Source organism: Spiroplasma sp. Moj, assembly GCF_016082285.1.
Taxonomy (GTDB): Bacteria; Bacillota_I; Bacilli_A; order Mycoplasmatales; family Mycoplasmataceae; genus Spiroplasma; species Spiroplasma phoeniceum.
The window spans coordinates 1-2,542 of the sequence record NZ_MQTY02000131.1 but is presented as its reverse complement, the minus strand read 5'-3'; the positions used below and the strand labels follow the sequence as shown (position 1 = coordinate 2,542).

Sequence of the window (2,542 nt, the reverse complement as noted above, 5' to 3'; positions counted from 1 at the left end):
GTATCTTTTTAAAAATATTTACAATTATTTTAATAGGTTATGCAAGAAATCTATTGAAACAGAGAAAAGACAACACCTTACCTTTCTCTGAATTAATTAATAATTATGGGTTTACAAATAAAAAAANAACCCTTTAATAAGAGTTGTTTTAGCGCGTTTCGTTTTACAGTTTACATAATTTANTTTNAAATTAATTTTAAAATNNTATANTTATTAAGTTTATCATAATTTATTAGTACAAACATTAATAAGCAAATAAAAACTCAACAGATGTTGAGTTTTTATTATTTTTGTTAATTAAAATGTTTTAACAACTTTTTGAATTTCTTCATCATATTGGTCAATTAACTCATCTGGACTTAGGGCATTGGTTGGAGCAACTTTCGTTCCTGCAACAAGAATTGGTTTATTAACAGTAGCACCAACAAATTCTCATGTTCCTTTTAAATATTCGGTGTGATTTCCCCATGGATATCAACCAAAAGGAGCTCCTTGGGTTGTTAAAATTTGTACTTTTAAATGTGGTAATAACCCGATTGCATCACCTTTTTTTGCATATTTATATGAAAATGTTTTATCTGCAACTAACACATGATCTAAGTAATTTTTCATTAAGCCAGAAACATTAAAGTTGTTCATTGGACATACAACAATAACTTTTTGCACTTCTTTTAATTGATTAATATAAACATCAGCATCCTCTGCATTAAAATAAGTGCCAAAATTATCACGCGTAAGTGTTTTAAGGGCCATTGGGGTTTCGTTTAAATCTAAACGAATAATTTCATCGTTTGCATTTGCTGCTTGATAATATTTAAGAAAACGAGTTGCTAAAGCTTTTGAATATGATTTTTCATTAGGACTAACCGTTCCATAAGTTACTAATACTTTATTTGCCATGATTATCGTTCCTTTCTCGTTTTATTTTATCATATTTTATTCTCTAAACTAATTAATAATATTGCTAGAAACTGTTGAAAATGATAATTTTTGATAATTTAAAAAATTTAACAAAATTTTTAAAATAGCAAATCATTTTTAGCATTTTAATAATATAATAATGTTATGAAAAGGAGAAAAAAATATTATGTATGATAAAAAAAGCAAGGTTATTGTTAAAATAACAAATATCACGCCGTTCGGTGCTTTTTGTGAATTAAAAGACGCAGCTGGTTTAATTCATATTAGTGAATTTTCTGATTTCTTTGTTCGAGATATTCAAGAATTTGTTAATGTTGGTGACAATGTTGAAGTAGAAGTTCTTGATTTTGACCCCGTTAAAAAACATGTCAAATTAAGTTACAAAAATTGCCGTCCAGAATTATTGAAAAAGGACAATATTCCAACGGAAGAAACACTGCCAAATTCAGAATCATTACCTAATAAGCATGATTTATTATCAAAATAAATAAACTAGTAAAAAGTATAAAAAAGGTAAAAAGTAGTTTCAAACTACTTTTTATTTTGCTAAATTTAATTGTTTTTGTAACTGGTTTGTTTGTTTACTACTAATTTTATTTTGTGCAAAATAGAATCAAAAGTAACAGCCACTAATAATTAGGGCAAAGGTTGTGTAAACAACAATTGTTTGGACAGCCATCGTAACTTTACCATTTGTATAACTAGCTTTTGGATTTGTAAATTCCATAAAATCATATGGGAAATAACCCGAGAATGACATATCTGGTCATGGTTTTCAATTATGAGTTACTTTTAAAATATAACCAAAAATAGTAAACACCAAGAAATAACCTAAAATTGTTACTAAACTATAACCTCATCAACGTAACATAGTTATTTTGTTATAACTTAAATCATGATGTTGATAAAAAACAAAATAATAAATCACACCTAATAGCGGAATTAAAGAATGTTGCAAAAACATACTCATTCATTGAATTGGTAATCAACTTTTAAAATCATCAGTAATTGGTAAAGAAAGATTATAAAAGAATAACGTAAAGCAAATAACTACCATTGTTAATAATCCTACTTTACTATTATCATATCGCCCTTTTCCTTCTTTTAACGTATTAAACGCAGAATTAAGGAAGAAAGCAGAAAAAAGCAATGTTGAATATGAAGTATATAAGGTTAGGTTTCGAAAAATAACCATAAAACTAATATTAATATCTGATCAACTTTGTAACTCTGCTAATTTTGTTTCATACTTTGGTACTCAACTTTTGGGAAATATTCCATGATGTTTAGACCATAATGTCAATGATAAACTAACACTAGTAAAAACAATAATTGAAATAATTGGTAAAAGACCAATTATTATTTTAAATCAAAACCGTCAACTTTTAGTTAAAGTTTTAATATTATTTTTTAATATTCAAATTTTATTATTATTTAGTTTTAATATTGTTTCGTTGTTTGTTATATTTTCCATTTTTGGGCTCTTCTAATTAATATATTTTTTATTATACTAGTTTTCAACGAGAAAAGCAAGATTTTAATTGGCAATATTTGTGTGAAAACCATATACATTTTAGACCACTGATTTAGTCTTTAAATTAGAATGGAGATTAAAATGAAA

3 protein-coding genes are annotated in these 2,542 nt (G+C 25.9%); 1 reads left to right on the top strand and 2 read right to left on the bottom strand.

Features of this window, described 5'->3' with window-relative positions:
- Window positions 1-297: 297 nt before the first annotated feature.
- Window positions 298-900 carry an FMN-dependent NADH-azoreductase gene (locus BST80_RS05000; RefSeq protein WP_415746238.1) on the bottom strand — a complete coding sequence of 201 codons (603 nt, stop codon included), beginning with the start codon at window positions 898-900 and terminating at the stop codon, window positions 298-300.
- 187 nt (window positions 901-1,087) lie between these two features.
- Between BST80_RS05000 and BST80_RS04995 the strand changes: the two genes are divergently transcribed.
- The gene (locus BST80_RS04995; RefSeq protein ID WP_415746237.1) at window positions 1,088-1,408 is read left to right on the top strand and encodes a S1 RNA-binding domain-containing protein; all 321 of its coding nucleotides are present in this window, start codon (window positions 1,088-1,090) and stop codon (window positions 1,406-1,408) included.
- A 51-nt stretch (window positions 1,409-1,459) separates the two neighbouring features.
- Here the strand turns inward: BST80_RS04995 and BST80_RS04990 are convergent, their stop codons facing one another.
- The gene (locus tag BST80_RS04990; RefSeq protein ID WP_415746236.1) at window positions 1,460-2,395 is read right to left on the bottom strand and encodes a hypothetical protein; all 936 of its coding nucleotides are present in this window, start codon (window positions 2,393-2,395) and stop codon (window positions 1,460-1,462) included.
- Window positions 2,396-2,542 lie beyond the last annotated feature (147 nt).